The organism is Candidatus Enterococcus willemsii, assembly GCF_009933335.1.
Taxonomy (GTDB): domain Bacteria; phylum Bacillota; class Bacilli; order Lactobacillales; family Enterococcaceae; genus Enterococcus_F; species Enterococcus_F willemsii.
Window position 1 is genome coordinate 94,299 of sequence record NZ_MAEL01000045.1, and the last position, 18,605, is coordinate 112,903.

The 18,605-nt window shown below is 35.4% G+C and carries 17 protein-coding genes; 16 read left to right on the forward strand and 1 reads right to left on the reverse strand.

What is annotated here, in order from left to right; all coding sequences use genetic code 11:
* Position 1 precedes the first annotated feature (1 nt).
* The 8 genes from pheT (at position 2) to BAU17_RS09480 (ending at position 10,903) form a co-directional block, all read left to right on the forward strand.
* Complete coding sequence (gene pheT, locus BAU17_RS09445) at positions 2–2,422, forward strand: phenylalanine--tRNA ligase subunit beta (RefSeq protein ID WP_161902573.1); 2,421 nt, start codon at positions 2–4, stop codon at positions 2,420–2,422.
* A gap of 200 nt (positions 2,423–2,622) precedes the next feature.
* On the forward strand, positions 2,623–2,955 hold the full coding sequence (locus tag BAU17_RS09450; protein WP_161902574.1) for a PTS lactose/cellobiose transporter subunit IIA: 333 nt from the start codon (positions 2,623–2,625) through the stop codon (positions 2,953–2,955).
* The gene (locus tag BAU17_RS09455) at positions 2,948–4,357 is read left to right on the forward strand and encodes a glycoside hydrolase family 1 protein (protein WP_161902575.1); all 1,410 of its coding nucleotides are present in this window, start codon (positions 2,948–2,950) and stop codon (positions 4,355–4,357) included. The genes BAU17_RS09450 and BAU17_RS09455 overlap by 8 nt, the downstream gene beginning before the upstream one ends.
* Positions 4,354–4,647, forward strand: coding sequence for a PTS sugar transporter subunit IIB (locus tag BAU17_RS09460; protein WP_161902576.1), 294 nt, complete (start codon positions 4,354–4,356; stop codon positions 4,645–4,647). The genes BAU17_RS09455 and BAU17_RS09460 overlap by 4 nt, the downstream gene beginning before the upstream one ends.
* Before the next feature lie 2 nt (positions 4,648–4,649).
* Positions 4,650–5,942 (forward strand): PTS sugar transporter subunit IIC, encoded by a 1,293-nt coding sequence (locus BAU17_RS09465; protein ID WP_161902577.1) that lies wholly within the window; start codon positions 4,650–4,652, stop codon positions 5,940–5,942.
* Between the two features lie 94 nt (positions 5,943–6,036).
* Positions 6,037–7,914, forward strand: a complete 1,878-nt coding sequence (locus tag BAU17_RS09470) for a BglG family transcription antiterminator (protein ID WP_161902578.1) — start codon at positions 6,037–6,039, stop codon at positions 7,912–7,914.
* A 193-nt stretch (positions 7,915–8,107) separates the two neighbouring features.
* On the forward strand, positions 8,108–9,097 hold the full coding sequence (locus tag BAU17_RS09475; protein WP_161902579.1) for an NERD domain-containing protein: 990 nt from the start codon (positions 8,108–8,110) through the stop codon (positions 9,095–9,097).
* Between the two features lie 222 nt (positions 9,098–9,319).
* Positions 9,320–10,903 carry an ABC transporter ATP-binding protein gene (locus tag BAU17_RS09480; protein ID WP_161902580.1) on the forward strand — a complete coding sequence of 528 codons (1,584 nt, stop codon included), beginning with the start codon at positions 9,320–9,322 and terminating at the stop codon, positions 10,901–10,903.
* Positions 10,904–10,957: 54 nt separating this feature from the next.
* Here BAU17_RS09480 and trpS read toward each other — a convergent pair whose 3' ends face one another.
* Positions 10,958–11,968, reverse strand: coding sequence for a tryptophan--tRNA ligase (trpS, locus tag BAU17_RS09485; protein WP_161902600.1), 1,011 nt, complete (start codon positions 11,966–11,968; stop codon positions 10,958–10,960).
* 219 nt (positions 11,969–12,187) lie between these two features.
* Between trpS and BAU17_RS09490 the strand changes: the two genes are divergently transcribed.
* From BAU17_RS09490 to cbpB, 8 genes are all read left to right on the forward strand, one after another.
* Positions 12,188–12,925 (forward strand): amino acid ABC transporter ATP-binding protein, encoded by a 738-nt coding sequence (locus BAU17_RS09490; RefSeq protein ID WP_161902581.1) that lies wholly within the window; start codon positions 12,188–12,190, stop codon positions 12,923–12,925.
* 17 nt (positions 12,926–12,942) lie between these two features.
* Positions 12,943–13,755 carry a transporter substrate-binding domain-containing protein gene (locus BAU17_RS09495; protein WP_161902582.1) on the forward strand — a complete coding sequence of 271 codons (813 nt, stop codon included), beginning with the start codon at positions 12,943–12,945 and terminating at the stop codon, positions 13,753–13,755.
* A 10-nt stretch (positions 13,756–13,765) separates the two neighbouring features.
* The gene (locus BAU17_RS09500; RefSeq protein ID WP_161902583.1) at positions 13,766–14,413 is read left to right on the forward strand and encodes an amino acid ABC transporter permease; all 648 of its coding nucleotides are present in this window, start codon (positions 13,766–13,768) and stop codon (positions 14,411–14,413) included.
* A 13-nt stretch (positions 14,414–14,426) separates the two neighbouring features.
* Positions 14,427–15,083 carry an amino acid ABC transporter permease gene (locus BAU17_RS09505; RefSeq protein WP_161902584.1) on the forward strand — a complete coding sequence of 219 codons (657 nt, stop codon included), beginning with the start codon at positions 14,427–14,429 and terminating at the stop codon, positions 15,081–15,083.
* 219 nt (positions 15,084–15,302) lie between these two features.
* Positions 15,303–16,103: a glutamate racemase gene (gene racE, locus BAU17_RS09510; RefSeq protein WP_161902585.1), complete on the forward strand. Its 801-nt coding sequence runs from the start codon at positions 15,303–15,305 to the stop codon at positions 16,101–16,103.
* Between the two features lie 30 nt (positions 16,104–16,133).
* Positions 16,134–17,480, forward strand: coding sequence for a ribonuclease PH (gene rph, locus BAU17_RS09515; RefSeq protein ID WP_161902586.1), 1,347 nt, complete (start codon positions 16,134–16,136; stop codon positions 17,478–17,480).
* Between the two features lies 1 nt (position 17,481).
* Positions 17,482–17,994: a metallophosphoesterase gene (locus tag BAU17_RS09520; RefSeq protein ID WP_161902587.1), complete on the forward strand. Its 513-nt coding sequence runs from the start codon at positions 17,482–17,484 to the stop codon at positions 17,992–17,994.
* A 96-nt stretch (positions 17,995–18,090) separates the two neighbouring features.
* Entirely contained in the window at positions 18,091–18,585 is a 495-nt protein-coding gene (gene cbpB / locus BAU17_RS09525) for a cyclic-di-AMP-binding protein CbpB (protein ID WP_161902588.1), read from the forward strand.
* Positions 18,586–18,605: the final 20 nt, after the last annotated feature.

Sequence of the window (18,605 nt, forward strand, 5' to 3'; positions counted from 1 at the left end):
AATGTTAGTTTCATATAAATGGTTAAATGAATACCTTGATTTATCAAGTGTTTCACCACAAGAATTAGCTGATAAAATGTCTGTTACAGGAATCGAAGTCGAAGCAGTAGAAGTTCCTGAAGAAGGCTTGAAAAAAATCGTTGTTGGGGAAGTTGTTGAATGTGTTGATCATCCAGATTCAGACCATTTACACATTTGCCAAGTCAACATTGGTGAAGAAGAACTATCACAAATTGTTTGTGGGGCACCGAATGTCAAAGCAGGTATCAAAGTAATTGTTGCTTTACCAAATTCACGAATTGCCGGTAACGTTAAAATTAAAAAAGGGAAAATGCGTGGACAAGTTTCGAATGGGATGATTTGTTCTCTTCAAGAAATTGGTTACTCTGATAGTGTGATTCCTAAAGAATATTCAGAAGGAATTCAATATTTACCAGCTGATGCCGTTCCAGGTGAACCAGTCTTCTCTTATTTAGATATGGATGATGCAATTATTGAATTATCCATTACGCCAAATCGTGCAGATGCACTAAGTATGCGTGGCGTTGCTTATGAAGTAGGCGCTATTTATAATCAAGTACCAACATTCAAAGATGAAAAATTAAATGAAGTAGCTAAAAAAGCAAGCGAAAAAATTAGTGTACGTGTTGAAGATGAAAAAGATGCACCAGCTTATCAAATTCGTGTTATTGAAAATGTTAAAATTGCGCCAAGTCCACAATGGTTGCAAAACATTTTGATGAATGCTGGTATTCGTCCAATTAATAATGTGGTCGACGTGACTAATTACATTTTATTATTGTTTGGTCAACCTTTACATGCGTTTGATTATGACCGATTGGGTAGTCAAGAAATCTTCGTTCGTCGTGCCCATGAAGGCGAAGAATTGGTGACTTTAGACGATGTGACTCGTAAATTGACAAAAGAAAACATTGTCATTACCAATGGTAAAGTACCAGTAGCTTTAGCGGGTGTCATGGGTGGTTTGGATTCAGAAATTGTGGAAACAACGACAACCGTGGCTTTAGAAGCAGCATTGTTTGATCCATTATCGATTCGTCGTACGTCAAAACAATTTAATTTACGCAGTGAATCTTCTTCTCGCTTTGAAAAAGGAATTAACAAAGCGACTGTTGGTGAAGCGTGTGATGTTGCAGCTGCAATGATTGCCAGTCTTGCTGGTGGAGAAGTCTTAAATGGCGCTGTCAAAGGATCAGAAGTGACTGTTGAGGATGTCAAAGTTGAAATTAGCTTAGAGCGTATTAATCACTATTTAGGAACAGAATTAACTGTTTCTCAAGTCAATGCTATTTTTGAAGCATTAGGGTTTGGTTATACAGAAACAGAAGGTCATTATGTTGTGGTTGTACCACCACGTCGTTGGGACATTTCAATTGAAGCGGACATTATTGAAGAAGTTGCTCGTATTTACGGCTATAATAACTTACCGTCAACTTTACCAAGTGGGGAGACTGTTGCCGGCGCATTAACTCGTGAACAACGTCTGACTCGTAAAGTTCGTAGCTTATTAGAAGGCAATGGAGTCAACGAAGCCATTAGCTATGCCTTAACAACAGAAGAAAAATCAACATCGTTCATGATGAAAGAAAGTCAAGCGACTCGTTTGGATTGGCCAATGACTGAGGATCGTGCAGTTTTACGTTTAAACTTAATTAGCGGTTTGTTAGACGATGTAGCATATAATGTGGCTCGTAAAAATACGCAATTAGCATTATACGAAATCGGTCGTGTCTTCTATCAAAATGAAGATGCAAAAACGAAATTACCTTTAGAGGAAAACCATGTAGCGTTTGCTTTGTCTGGTGAATGGACAACACGTGATTGGCAAGGAAAAGGCGAGAAAGTTGATTTCTACCATGCCAAAGGAATTGTCGATCAATTAGTAGAAATGTTATCACTTGAAGAAGTGGTGACATTTGAAAAAATTAGCGATATGCCAGATATGCATCCAGGTCGCACAGCAGCGATTTATTTAGGGGAAGAAAAAGTCGGCTTTGTCGGACAAATCCATCCAACAGTTGCTAAAGCTTATGATATTCCAGAAACGTATGTAGCGGAATTGAATTTAGAAGCATTGTTAGCATCAGACGCAGGTAAACTAGTTTATGCACCCGTATCAAAATTCCCAGCTGTTTCACGCGATATTGCGTTGTTAGTCAAAGAAGACATCTCTAATCAAACAATTACCCAAGAAATTACAAAAGCTGCGGGTAAATTACTAACTGACGTCGAATTATTTGATGTTTATCAAGGAAAAAATATTGAAGCAGGGCACAAATCATTGGCGTATAGCTTAACATTTGTGAATCCAGAAGCGACATTAACAGATGAAGAAATTAATCGTGCGATGAATAAAGTAACGAAAGCACTGACGGATAATTTAGAAGCTGTGATTCGATAGAAGGAGAAGTTTTTTTCAAGTCGCCTATAATTATTATTCAATAAAAAAAACCACTAAAGAGTTAAATACTGACTCTTTAGTGGTTTTTTTATTGTGGAAGTACATATAAGTTGAAGATTGCCACTTCTAATGTGGAAAAAATTGATTTCAGCAAATGTTGAAAACGTTTTATACTGTGTTTGTAAGAAGGAGTTGAAAAAATGAAAGAAAAAATAAATACAGAATTAGATTCAATGGCAATTATTCTTCATGCAGGAAATGCTAAGAGTTGTGCCTTTGAAGCTATGATGGAAGTCAAACAAGGCAATGTTGAAAGTTACAATGATAAATATCAGGAAGCAAGAAAAGAAATTGTTTTGGCTAAAAAAGCACATGCAGAATTGTTACGGAAATTATCGGCTGCTGAATGTATGGAAAATATTGATTTACTTTTAGTTCATGCAGAAGGCCATTTATCGTCAACGGATATTGCTGTTGAATTAATTGGAGATATTGGAGAACTATATAAGTGGAAGGAGAATTTATATGGATAAAAACTTTTTATGGGGTGGCGCAACAGCTTCTTATCAATGTGAGGGTGCATGGGATGTAGATGACAAGCAACCTTCAATGTGGGATGTCTATCTACATGAAAATAATTTAGAAAATGGCGATATTGCGAGCGATCACTATCATCGCTATGAAGAAGATATTCGTATGATGGCGGAAGGTGGACAAAATACGTATCGTTTTTCATTATCATGGCCACGGATTATCAAAGATAAAGAAGGTACGGTCAATGAAAAAGGGGTGGCTTTTTATCATCGTATTTTAGACACTTGTCATAAGTATGGTATTGAACCTTTTGTAACTATTTATCACTGGGATTTACCTCAGTATTGGGAAGCAGAAGGTGGTTGGCTCAATCATCAAGTATGCGCAGCATATGAACATTTTGCTAAAGTTTGTTTTGAAAATTTTGGTGAAAAAGTGACGTATTGGACGACATTTAATGAACCAAAGTGGTTTATTGTGAATGGTTACTTTATTGGAAACTATCCTCCAGGTTTGCAAGATGTTCAGAAAACAATGTACGGTGCTTACCATGTGATGTATGCTAGTGCATTAGCAGTAAGGGCTTTTCGAGAAGGAAACTATCCAGGGGAAATTGGGATTGTCCATAGCTATACACCAGTAAATGGGGTGGATGATTCGATTGAAACAAAAATTGCAATGCGCTATGCAGACAATTATTGTAATAATTGGATTTTAGATACTGCTGCTTTAGGTGAATTCCCAATCGATTTAATTGCAAAGCTATCAGAAAAATATGATGTATCCTTTATGAAACAAGAAGAACTCGCTATTATCAAACAATATACCGTTGACTTTATTGGATTAAACTATTATGCACGTACATTGGTGAAACCTTATACCGAAGGAGAAACACAACTGATTTTTAATCACTCAGGTAAAAAAGGGCAAAGTAAAGTGGTAATTAAAAACTGGTTTGAACAAGTGAAAGATCCAAATAGTGAGTATACTGCTTGGGATACCGAAATTTATCCGAAAGGCTTGCAAGATGGTCTTTTGGAAGCATGGCAAAGATATCAATTGCCAATTTTTGTAACAGAAAATGGGGTAGGAGTTCGTGAAGATGTTTCGGTTGAGTGTGTTCAAGATGAGTACCGAATTGCTTTTATGAACGATCATATTAATGCAATTATGAATGCCATGGATCAAGGTGTTGATATTCGAGGGTATTATGCGTGGGCATCCTTTGATTTGTATTCTTGGAAAAATGGTGTAGAAAAACGTTATGGCTTGGTTGCTGTAGACTTTGAAAATAACCAAGTGAGAAAACCGAAAGCTTCTTATTATTGGTTTAAAGAAATGATTGCAAGCAATGCAAGATTGATTACACGTCGAAAATTCGAAGGAGACAAAATAAAATGAAAAAAGTGATTTTAGTTTGTAATGCAGGGATGTCTACTGGGATGCTGGCCAAAAAAATTGAAGCAGCATCAAATCATACACTAGAAGTAAAAGCGTATAGTGAGTCCGAATATACAGATTATCTTGCTGGTGCCGACTTAGTATTGATTGGACCGCAAATTCGTTTTTTATTACCACAAATTGAGCAAGCTGTAGATGTACCTGTTCGTGCCATTTCACCAATGAAATATGGGATAATGGATGGAAAAGGTGTCTATGAAGATATAGTTAAATTAATTGGAGGGGAATAAATATGGGATTTCAATCTTTAAGCGATAGTATGGATAAATATATTTCACCTTTTGCGAATAAATTGAGTCAGCAACGGCATTTAAAAGCAACTCGAGATACCTTTATGTCAATGTTACCAATCACCTTATTTGGATCTCTTCCAATTATCATTAATGCAGCACCAGTAACCGATGATACAACAAATAAGCTGTTATTAGCTTGGGCAGATTTTGCCAATAATAATAGTATGATTTTAAATTGGTTGAGTGGTATTACGCTAGGAGCTATGTCGTTATATATTTGTTTAGGTGTGACGTATTTTTTATGTAGACATTACAATGAGGATGTTTTAAGACCAATTATGTTTGCAATTGCTGGTTTCTTAATGCTGGTTTTAACACCTCTAAAAATGGGGTGGGATGGCAAAGAAGTAGAGATTGGTTTTATTGATGGTCGAGGGATTCTAATGGCAATTTTTGTTGGAATTGTAACAGTGGAAGGTTATCATTGGATGCGCAAGAAAAATATTGGACGTATTTCAATGCCAGATAGCGTACCTGCTTCTTTATCAGAAACATTTGCTACTTTGGTGCCTGGAATGATTTTATTGAGCTTTTACTCCGTTTTATTTATTGTCTTTCATTTGATGGGCACCACAGCTGTTCAATTTATTTATAATGTCATGTCTCCAAGTTTTAAAGCAGCAGATAGTCTAACTTTTACTATTATTATTACGTTCTTAGTTCATCTATTTTGGTTCTTTGGTATTCATGATGCTGCTTTAGCAGGCGTCTTAGGACCAATTCGTGATGGGAATCTTTCAATCAATGCCGCAGAAAAAATAACAGGTGCAGAATTATCCAATATTTTTACCACGCCGTTTTGGACATATTTTGTTATTATCGGTGGTTCAGGATCGGTTTTAGCCTTGTCTTTTCTAATGATGCGGTCAAAATCAAAACAATTAAGTACAGTTGGAAAAATCGGATTCCTCCCATCTATTTTCGGTATTTCTGAACCAATTATTTTTGGCACACCATTAATGCTTAATCCGATTTTCTTATTTCCATTTATTTTTACTTCAGTATTTAATAGTATTGTAACGTATTTGTTAATGAGCTGGGGTGTTGTTGGAAAAACATTTGCTGTCTTTTCATGGCAGATGCCCGCACCATTAGGAGCATTTTTATCAACCTTAGATTGGCGAGCGTTTGTGTTAGTGATGGTTTTAATGGTACTAAATGGTGTCATTTACTATCCATTTTTAAAAGTTTACGAAAAGAACTTAATTAAACTCGAAGCAGAATCTGAATAGTAAAAATAAGCGGAGACAATACTAGTGCTGTTTCCGCTTTTGTGCGATAGCTATTAGAATATGCTAATATACTGACATGAGGAGGGGAGTTCAAGTGAATCCGCTGGAACGTCAACAAGAAATTATTCAATTGTTACAACATACAACAAACCATACATTAACTGCCAATGAATTAGCAGCACATTTAATGGTCTCATCTAAAACGATTCGTAATGATATTTCGCAGTTGAATAAACAAGGAGATGAACCAATTATTCAATCAAAGGCTGGACAAGGATTTATGTTGATTCGGCCTTCAGAAGTGTCGGTATTACCGATTAAAGAAGATGTTCGTTTTCGACTGGTATATCATATGATTGAAAAACAAGCAATTAATTTTTTTGAGTTAGCCGATCTTTTGTTTGTCAGTGAATCAACTTTAGATAGACTAGTTAGGGAGTTAAATGCTGTTATTGAAAAACAAGATAAAAAACTATTAATTACTCGCCAGCAAAATCAATTGTTTATTCCAGGTGATGAAGAACAAAAACGCAAGCTATTTAATATATTTTTAAATCGAGAAATTGAAATCAACAAATTAAGCCTTGATAAATATAGTAATTATTTTACATCCTGCGACTTAGGAGAGCTATCCGATTGCATTATTCACTTTCATCGTGAGAAAAATATCGTACTAAATGATTTTTCAACAATTTCTTTTGTATTACATCTTGCTGTGTTAATTGAACGAGTAGCAATGGGGAGTATTTTATCTGAAGAGATAGAAGCATATGATAAAGATATGAGTTATCAAATTGCGCAAGAGTTGTCTACAGAACTAAAGAAAATTCGGATAACTATCCCAGAAAATGAATTACCTTACATCCGTAGATTATACTTAGGGAAATTACCCAAACAACCACAAATTGAAGATTATTATCTTACTGAAATTGTCGAGCAGATTCTTGAAAGTATCAGACACATGTATAAAATTGACTTTTCTAAAGATGAACAATTCAAAACTTACCTAACGATGCATCTTTCAGGTTTGTATACTAGAGGCATTCAAAAAAGCTATCTAACCAACCCTTTAGTGGAGGAAATGAAGAATAAATTCCCTTTTATTTATAATATTAGTGTTTACGCAGCGTCAATGATTCAAAAGCAACTAGTTATTTCTTTTCCCGATGATGAAATCGCTTATATTGCTCTTCATTTTTTATCTGCTTCAGAGACCTTACGTATTAATAAAAAGAAACGAGTCCTGGTTGTTAGTCCTTATGGCATTGCAAGTCAGCGAATTATCAGTCAAAAGTTATCAAAAATTACAGGATTTTCAATTGAAATCATTCAATTTTTATCTGTTTTGGAATATAAAGCAAGCAAAATTAAGAATGTAGATTTAATTGTTACTTCCGAATATTTAGAACCAGAGTCAGATGTACCAATTTATCATTATGCTTCCTTCTTAACAGACCATGATATTTTAGAAATTACCAAATTATTTGAACAGCAGGCGAAAAAAAGTACAGTTTTTGAACGATTTTTCAAGAAGGAATTATTTTTTAGTCAAATGTCATTTGATACCCGAGAAGCAGTCATCGATTTTCTGTGTCAACAATTATTGGATAAAGGGTATTGTAACGAAGAGTATCATGAGAAAGTTTTAGAAAGAGAGCTACTTTCAAGTACATCCTATGGAAATTATTTTGCGATTCCACATGCTATTAAAAGATGTGCAGAAAAAAATGCTGTATCCATTTGCTGCTTAGACAAAGCGATTGATTGGGGCGGAAAAAAAGTAAAACTAGTTTTATTGTTAGCTTTGAAAGAAGAGCGAGAAGATATGTTTGAAGAATTATTTGTCCAGTTAGTAGAAATGCTTAACGAACCGAGTTTTGTCAAGAAACTGGCAAAGCAACAAACTTTTGAAGCGTTCATTTATTTATGTCAACATTCGATGAGGTTAAACTATTTGCAGACTAACAACTAATCCACTTTTACACCAAAAGTCGATGCATCGATTTTTGGTGTTTTTTGATTTTAATTTCTAAAAACTAACGTTCAAGTACAGATATCAGACGTTTAGGACATTTCTGATTTTTTTGACACTAAAAATGGTATATTTAAAGTAAGAATATAAATCAAAGAAGTAATTTGTCATGCTATTTAGGAGGAAAAATAAAATGTTTTTTTCAAAGAAGTTGTCTGAACCAATATTTTTGCGCGAATTTCAAGACCACCATATACGAATTGAGGAAATGAAAAAATTTTCTTCAAAATTGTCAGAAGAAGGCCAAAAGCAATTAGCTCATGATGTTCGTTCTTTGGAGTATGGGATTCAAGGAGAGAAAAATATTGCTTTTGAATTAAAGCATGCAACAATACCTATGTATATTTTGCATGATATCTATATTGAACATGGAGAACGTTCTGCACAGATTGATTATTTAATCTTTACCCATAAAATATGTTTTGTTGTTGAATGTAAAAATTTATACGGCAATATTGAGATTACCAACCGAGGTGATTTTATTCGTAAGGTTGGGAAACGTCAGCCAGAACGTATCTATTCACCTCTTGCTCAAAATAAACGACATATTGATGTTCTTAAGCATGTGCTAAAGGATGAAAATGAACACCCTTTGAAAAAAATACTTAGAAAAATGTTTCAAGAAGAGCGTTATCAATCAGTGGTGGTGTTAGCAAATCCAAGAACAGTCGTACAAGATCGCTTTGCGAAAAAAGAAATTAAATCACAAGTGATTCAAGCGGATCAGCTTATTACGTATATTGAAAAACAAGTGAAAGAATCAAAAAATACAGCTTTTTCTGATAAAGATTTATTGAATTGGGCGCAGAAACACTTAGCATTGCATCAGTCTAAAATGGTCAATTATTTGGATAATTATCAAAAATACAAAAAAAAGATTCAGTTAGTGAATCGTACGGAATTAATCAATGCAGTGAAACAATTCCGTTTACAAAAAAGTAGGGAAAAAGGACTAATTGGAAAAGCTTACTATATTTTTACAGATAAACAAATGGAAGCTTTGATAGAAAGAATGCCACAAAATAAAGGAGAATTAACTGAAGTACCAGGATTTGGAGAGAAGCGGGTTGCTGATTTTGGTGCTGAATTATTAGAAGTATTAAAAATTGCCCAATATGAGTAGTCATTATTAATAGCTCATACATGTTGAAATCATAAAATCAATTGTCCAAAATTAGGAAATATGCTACAGTCTATGAAAGCGATTTAATCGGAGGGTGTAAAATGAGTGGTCAACGAGGTATCTACTCGATATAGCTGAGAGATAGGCACTATATCGAGGATTTTTTCCTATCATACTTAGCTATATCGTCCTTATTAGTTAAATAATGAAGGGGATATCGCTATGAACAAAAAAATACGCAAGGTGTTTAAAAAGACATTTAGTTTATACCTTATTTTAGGAATAGTAGGGTCATTGATTAGTACTTTAAATATTCATTTTTTACAAAAAATTTTAGACCATCGTCATATATTATGGGTCGTAAGTTACGCATGTACCTTATTATTAGGACCAATTATTGCCTATGTAGCAGAGTACTCAGAAAGCTACTTGGAGTATGGTTTGGTTTACTTTTTGAAAACAGAAGCATTGAAGAAAGTGGCTGTTATTGACTATCAGAAATATCTGGCTATTCGTCCTGAAAAACTTCTACAGCGGATTGAAGCAGGAGCGACTGCGGGTCGCAATATCTATGTGCATTTCTATGGACGTATACTACGAGAACTTGTACCGGAAATGTGTTTTACATTGTTATTTGTCTTGTTCATAAATCCGTACCTGCTTGGTTTGATTTTAGTAGGATATATGATTATTTTTGGGTTCACTAAATTGTTGTTAAAGTTTTTATATTCTCTCAAAGAAACAATTCTAAACAATGAAGAAGAATTGACAAGCATTTTTGTCCGTGGCTTAACTGAACTAGTTGCCTTACGCGTAAATAAGAAATATCAATCAGAAATCGAACGCTATCAGCAATTATCAGTAGAATCAGTGCGTACTGCAACCAAAATGCGGATGATTCATGAGTTCTTTTTTGCTTGCTTTGCTATATTAATGGCAATTTTGAAGATTATACTTGTAGGGTTGTTTTTCTCTGGGAAACTAAATTTATCTCTAGGGAGTTTTGTGGCGCTGCTTGCTTATGTTGACAGGATTTATCAACCAATTGCCGTAGTCAATGTGTTGTTCGTGCAGTATCAGTTGGATCAAACTGCTTATCAACGTTTAAAAGAGGTATATGCTTCGGCTGAGGATGAAAAATTTTATGGTGACCAACAATTAACGGGTGTTGATACGATTACAATAAAAAATATGTCGTTTAGCATTGAACAGCAGGCAATTTTTACGAATTTTTCAGCAGTATTTGAAAAAGGGAAGATATATGCACTAGTTGGTAAAAGTGGGACTGGTAAATCAACTTTGTTTCGTTTATTGCTAGGTTTGTTTTCTGTGGATAGTGGTGAAATTTCTTATAATCAACAATCATTGCATGACTTAAATATTCAGTCTGTTTATGAAAAGGTAAGCTACATTTCTCAAGACGTTCCGATTTTTGCAGATACGTTACGAGAAAATATTTGCTTAGGAAAAGATGTTTCAGATGAAGAAATTGAAGTAGTGTTAGAAAAATGTCAATTGCTTTCTTTCTATCAACAGTTACCAGACAAACTAGCTACTAAATTAGGACCACATTTAGAGACGCTATCTGGAGGAGAACGTCAACGGATTGCTTTTGCCAGGCTCTTTTTTTCAGAAGCAGATGTTATCTTGCTAGATGAAGCGACATCAGCACTGGATCGACAAACGGCAAAACGTGTATTGTCTGAGCTTGTGGAAATTTTTGAACATAAGATTGTTCTAATGATTACTCACAAATTAGATGACTTACAGTTTGTTGATGAGGTTGTATATATAGAAAAACTATAACGAAATAATATCCCCCTCCGTTTCAATATTCTAACGGAGGGGGACTATTTGAAACTAGTTAAAATAATTGATTCCCATTGCTGATTTAACTTCTGACAAGGTTTCAGCGGCTACTTTTTCAGCGGCTAAACTACCTTGACGTAAGATATCCATCACATGGTCAGGATTTTTGGCAAATTCTTCACGACGAGCACGAATCGGTGCTAGTTCCGCTTCTAAGACATCAATCAAGTAACGCTTAATTTTCACATCACCTAAACCACCGCGACGATAATGTTCTTTTAATTCTTGGATTTTTTCTTTCTCTGTTCCAAATACATCTAAATAAGTGAAGACCATATTGCCTTCAACTTGACCAGGGTCAGCCACATGAATATGATTTGGATCAGTGTACATGCTCATCACTTTTTTCTGTACGATGTCAGCAGAATCTGCTAGGTAAATACCGTTACCTAAAGACTTACTCATCTTGCCATTACCATCAATTCCTGGTAAACGCCCCATACCTTTTGGTGGGAAAACGCCTTTTGGATGAACTAAGACGTCATCATATGTGGCGTTAAAGCTGTGTACAATTTCTTGGGCTTGTTCTAACATTGGTTTTTGGTCTTCACCAACGGGCACTAAATTTGCTTTGAAAGCTGTAATGTCAGCAGCTTGTGAAATCGGGTAAACAAAAAAGCCTGTAGGCACACCTTCACCAAATTTTTTTTGTTCGATTTCTGATTTCACCGTTGGATTACGACGAACGCGAGCCACGCTGACTAAATTCATATAGAACATTGTTAATTCAGCAATTTGTGGGATTTGCGATTGAATAAACATGGTTGTTTTAGTTGGATCTAAACCAACTGCTAAGTAATCCAAAGCAACTTCTAAAATATTTGAAGCAACTTTTTCTGGATTTTTGGCGTTATCAGTTAGCGCTTGGACATCAGCTATCATGACATATAAATTATTCGTTGGGTTAGCTTGCATCTCAACACGTGTTTTTAAAGAACCCACGTAATGTCCTAAATGCAGTTTCCCTGTAGGACGATCTCCAGTAAGAATTGTATTCAAAATATTCACCTTTTCTTTTAAATAGTTTACACATAATCTTACCTTTTTTTACAAAAATACACAATCTTTTCTAAGCGTTTCTTCGCAATTCTTATTGAATCTTGGTATATATTGCTTACTTAGACTTATAAAAAACTTTACAAATGAGAAATAGACAGACTATAATATGCATTATTGTGCAATTTTAAATTGCCATTTAAAAGAAAATAGGAGCGTGAAACAATGTCAATGATTGAATTTAAAAACGTTGAGAAATACTACGGAAAATTCCATGCGTTAAAAGACATTAATTTGGAATTTGAAAAAGGAGAAGTTGTCGTAGTGATCGGACCGTCAGGCTCTGGAAAAAGTACAATGCTTCGTACCATCAATGGACTAGAAAAGATTAGTTCTGGAAATTTATTGATTAATGGTCAGGATATCCGTAGTAAAGCAACAAAATTAACGGAAATTCGTAAAAATATAGGAATGGTTTTTCAACATTTTAATCTTTATCCAAACAAAACTGTATTGGAAAATATTATTTTAGCGCCAACAAAAGTCTTGAAAGAAAGTGAAGCAGAAGCAACCAAGCGCGCTGAAGAAATTTTAGATCGTGTTGGAATGTTGAACAAAAAAGATTCGTATCCTTCGATGCTATCTGGTGGTCAACAACAACGTGTGGCAATTGCTAGAGGATTAGCGATGCGACCTGAAATGTTATTATTTGATGAACCAACATCAGCTCTTGACCCTGAAATGATTGGGGATGTACTGGATGTAATGAAAAAAATCGCCCGTGAAGGAATGTCAATGATTGTCGTGACGCATGAGATGGGCTTTGCGCGAGAAGTAGCCGATCGCGTTATTTTTATGGCCGATGGACAAGTATTAGAAGATAGTCGTAACGTAAAAGAATTCTTTGAAAATCCAAAAGAAGAACGTGCGCAACAATTTATTAGTAAAGTAATTAATCACTAGGATTAGGAGGGAAAAGGATGCGTAAAAAAACGTTTTTTTCCTATTTTATTCTTGGACTAGCTCTTTTCGGATTTGCTGGATGTAAGTCAGGAAATGTTGCAGACTTGAATATTTTGGAAACAGCAGAGACTTCGAATGAAATTGTGTGGGGTGTGAAAAATGACACCCGCCTATTTGGTTTAATGGATATTCCTTCGAGAGAAGTGAAGGGATTTGACATTGATATTGCCAAAGCTATTACTGAAAAAATCTTAGGCCGTGACGGTCATGCTAACTTTGTTGAAGTGACTTCTAAAACGCGAATTCCTTTATTAAAAAATGGGAATATTGATGCGATTATTGCGACGATGACGATTTCTGAGGAGCGTAAGAAACAAGTAGACTTTTCAGATGTTTATTTTGATGCAGGTCAATCATTATTAGTAAATAAAGATAGTGATATTCAAGGTGTCGACACGTTAGATGAAAATGATACAGTGTTAGCTGTTAAAGGTTCAACTTCAGCTGTCAATATTAGAAAAGCATCACCCAAAGCAAAAATTTTAGAGCTAGAAAATTATGCAGAAGCTTTCACTGCGCTACAAGCCGGACAAGGGGATGCGATGACCACAGATAATGCTATTTTGTTAGGAATGGCGAGTGAAAATCCCGATTATAAGTTAGTCGGTGGGACTTTCACTGAAGAACCTTATGGAATTGCGATTAACAAAGGACAAGATGACTTCCGTAAAGCAGTCAATCAAGCATTAAAAGAAATGCATGAAGATGGAACTTATGATGAAATTTATGAGAAATGGTTCCCGAATGATGACACAGGAAGAGTAAAATAGGAGGGATAAAATGATTGAGTTATTTCAAACAAATGCCAATTTGTTTTTTGAAGGATTCAAATATACGATTCTTTCAAGTTTACTAGCATTATTTTTTAGTTTGATTATTGGGACGTTAATGGCAATTTTGCAACTTTCAGAAAATAAATTCGTCAAAAATTTAGCGAAGGCGTATGTTGAATTTTTTAGAAATATCCCGCTTTTAATTATTGTGATGTTTTTTTATGTCGTTTTACCATTATATGGGATGCCATTTGACGGTTTCCAAGCAGGAACGATCGGTTTAACCATCTACACTTCAGCATTTATTGCTGAAACGGTACGCTCAGGTATTCAAACTGTACCGAAAGGACAAATGGAAGCAGGGCTTTCTTCAGGATTTACTTATGCGGAAACGATGCGATATATTGTCTTACCACAAGCATTTAAAATTGTTATTCCGCCATTAGGTGGACAATTTATTAATTTGATTAAAAATTCATCTATTTTAGCAATGGTTGCCGGGATGGATTTAATGTATCAAGGTGATTTAGTTGCTAATGCGACATTCATTACTTTTGATACGTATATCATTGTAGGGCTTTTCTACTTGGTATTAACCTTACCATTATCATATTTAATGGCTAATTTAGAAAAACGTTGGGCAGTTCGAGGATAGAAAGGAGACAACAATGGATTTTATCGGTGCATTTTCATTCGTAAATTTACGATTTTTATTAGATGGATTACAGGTAACTGTTGCGGTTTCTGTTCTTTCAATTGTATTTAGTTTTTTAATTGGTGGCTTAGTAGGAACATTACGTTTTGCTAAGATTCCATTTTTTTCAAAAATTTTGGGTGCAATAGTAGATATCATTCGTAACTTACCACTATTATTAATCATCTTTTTCACTTATTTTGCTTTACCACAAATTGGGATTCGTTTTGATATTTTCTGGTCAGCAGTTGTAGCATTAACGATTTTTGAATCAGCAATGTTATCAGAAATTTTCCGTGCAGGATTGAATGCAGTACCAAAAGGACAAATGGAAGCAGGTTTATCGACAGGATTAACTTATGTAGAAACGATGCGTACTATTATTTTGCCACAAGCTGTTCGTTCAATGATTCCAGCAATTGTCAGCCAGTTAATTTCATTGGTTAAAGATACATCCTTAGCAGTAATTATTTCTTTACCAGAAATTACCCACCATGCACGTATTATTTATGGTCAAAATACCAATTATGTCATTCCGATGTTCGTCGCGATGACCGTGAGCTATTTTGCGATTTGCTACGTTTTATCATTGTTATCAAAATATTTGGAAACAAAAAAATACAAATATTAAACTCGTTCACATGAGCGAGTTTTGCAAATAAAAGGTGTTAGAAAGTCGCTTGCCGATTCTAACACTTTTTATTTATCTAAAAAACAACTAGATTGTAGCAGGTCCTTGGATTTTTTTCGTGCTATAATAAAAAAGAGCGGGGTTACGAATGGAACGCTTGAAAAAAAATAGGAAAAAGTACAAAATAAAGAGATAAATTGAATAACAAGGATGGAAAAAATGACAAATACACAACCCATTGGTTTTATTGATTCTGGGGTGGGGGGCTTAACTGTTGTGAAGGAGGCAATGAAACAATTGCCAAATGAGCATATTATTTATTTAGGTGATACAGCTCGTTGTCCATACGGTCCGCGTCCTGCCGAACAAGTCATTGCATATACTTGGCAAATGACCCACTTCTTACTCGAAAAAAATATTAAAATGCTTGTGATTGCCTGCAATACCGCAACGGCAGTCGCATTAGAAGAAATTAAAGAGCAGTTGAATATTCCTGTTGTCGGCGTGATTTTACCCGGCACGAGAGCAGCGGTTAAAACCACGAAAAATCGCAATATTGGTATCATTGGGACTGCTGGAACGGTAAAAAGTGGTTCTTACGAAAAAGCCATCAAAACTAAAGTACCAGAAGCAACTGTTTCGAGTTTAGCATGTCCGAAATTTGTACCCATTGTTGAAAGTAATCAATTTCAATCATCCGTAGCAAAAAAAATTGTGGCTGAGACTTTAATCCCGTTGAAATTTAAAAAGTTAGATACCTTAATTTTAGGTTGTACACACTATCCTTTATTACGACCAATCATCCAAAATGTGATGGGTGAACAAGTTACGTTAATTGATTCTGGTGCAGAAACGATTGGGGAAGTCAGTATGTTGTTGGATTACTTTGATATAGCCAATACCACAGCTGGACAACCAAGTGCATACTTTTATACGACTGGCTCAACGGTCATGTTCGATGGTATTGCTAAGGAATGGTTAGAAACAATTCCAGTGCATTCTGAACATATTGATTTATAGAAAGATTTATTTATACAAGGAGGAAGATTCATGCGTCATGATGGTAGAGGACAACAAGCATTAAGAGAAATTCAAATCCGTACACATGTTTACAAACAACCGGAAGGGTCAGTTGTGATTTCATTTGGAGATACGGAAGTCATTTGTTCAGCAACAATTGAAGAGAGTGTGCCTCCTTTTTTAAGAAATACTGGTCAAGGATGGGTAACAGCAGAATACAGTATGCTACCTCGTGCGACAAATACAAGAAATCGTCGAGAAAGTTCTAAAGGGAAACTCACCGGTCGCACAATGGAAATTCAACGTCTGATTGGGCGTTCGTTGCGTGCGGTGGTTGATTTGAATAAATTAGGAGAGCGTAGTATTGTTGTTGATTGCGATGTCGTCCAAGCAGATGGTGGTACACGCACAGCTAGTATTACAGGTGCCTTTGTTGCGTTACGCTTAGCGATTGATAAATTAATGCAAAGTAATGAATTAAAAGAAAATCCGATTAAAGAACACTTAGCAGCAATTAGTGTGGGGATTCTCCCAGATGGTTCTTGTGGCGTAGATTTAGATTATGTCGAAGATAGTGCTGCACAAGTCGATATGAACTTAGTGATGACTGAATCGGGACGCTTTGTGGAAATTCAAGGCACAGGTGAAGGAGCAACTTTTGACGGTGAGCAACTCAATGAGATGCTAGTTTATGGGAAAACAGCGATTGAAGAACTTATTGCTTTGCAAAAAGAAGCACTGTACGCATCGGTTGATCAAAGTGAATTTTCGGATAAAACCATTATGATTGCCACTGGTAATATGGGGAAAGCCAAAGAATTCGCTGCAATTTTTGGAGAAGCGGGCTATCAAGTAAAAACCTTGAATGATTTCCCTGATTTACCAGACGTGGCAGAAACCGGTCAAACATTTGAAGACAATGCGCGCTTAAAAGCAGAAACTATTGCCAATTTATTACAATGTCCTGTTTTAGCGGATGATTCTGGGCTGAAAGTAGACGCGTTAGGAGGCATGCCAGGGATTTATTCTGCGCGTTTTGCCGGTACGCAAAAAAGTGATGCGGCTAATAATGCTAAACTTTTACATGAATTGACCGATGTACCTGATGAACAACGAACAGCGCAGTTCCATTGTACGTTAGTTTTTGCAGCACCTCAAAAAGAAAGTTTAGTCGTTGAAGCCGAGTGGCCAGGACGTATTGCACGTATTCCAAGAGGAAATGATGGCTTTGGCTATGATCCACTATTTATTGTGGATGGAACGGACAAAACAGCAGCAGAGATGTTACCAGAAGAAAAAAACAAACAAAGTCATCGTGGGAAAGCAATAGAAAAACTACGTGAGAACTGGCAAACTTGGTTGGAAGGAGAGATTTAATTTGAAATACTTAGTGGTAAGTGATAATCATGGCGACCGCAAAATTTTAGTCGATTTGTTCCAGCACTATCAAGGAAAAGTCGATTATATGATTCATTGTGGAGATTCTGAATTACCTTCAAGTGACGAGTTATGGCAGTCAGCATACGTTGTTACTGGGAATTGTGATTATGATGCAGGGTACAAAAAAAATCAATTGATTGACACTGGTCAAGATCGAATTTATGTCACGCATGGTCATCTGTCAAATGTTCGCATGGGTGTCACGCAATTAGGAATCGAAGCACAGACGAATGATGCAACAATCGTGTTATTTGGTCATACTCATCAAATCGGTTGTGAAAAGGTTGGATCACGTCTTTTCTTAAACCCAGGTAGTATTTCACAACCGCGCGGGCCCATTCAAATTAAAAGCTATGCGATTATTGATAGCACACCAGAAGCTTTCCATGTGCAATATTATAATCGAGAGTTTGAAGCAATCCCTGATTTAGCATTTACCTTTGCAAAATAAATTGTTATAATTTTTATAAAGAAAGCGATTTTCTCGCTTTCTTTTTCCATTTTTAAGGTAAAATAATAAAGTGGAAATTGAAATGGAGGAATAAATTTGATTGGGAAACATATCGAAGCATTACTGATGGAAAATCAAGAAAATTTCTTAATTCCAGCAGATAATGTGGCAACGGTATTATATAATCATCCGTTGGAACATGCACTGCTTGTTCTTTCAAAAGTTGGCTATGCCAAAATTCCAGTATTAGATTCAGAAGACCATTTAGTCGGTTTGATTAGTTTAGCTAATATCATTGATAAGATGATGGGACTAACAGGCTTTGATATCGGGATTTTGGAGGGGCTAACAGTGGCAGATGTCATGGAAGTCAATGTACCATCCATCACTTATAAAGAAGAACTAGAAGATATGTTGCATTTATTAGTCAACAATTCTTTTCTTCCAGTCGTAGATGAAGAAAAAGTCTTTCATGGAATTGTCACCAGAAAAGAAATCTTAAAATCAGTTAATCATTTGGTTCATGAACTAGAAAAAAGATATGAGATGACACCAAAAGAAAAGCCAATAAAAGAAAAATTAATTAGTTAATAAAAAAGAAGTGCCGAGAA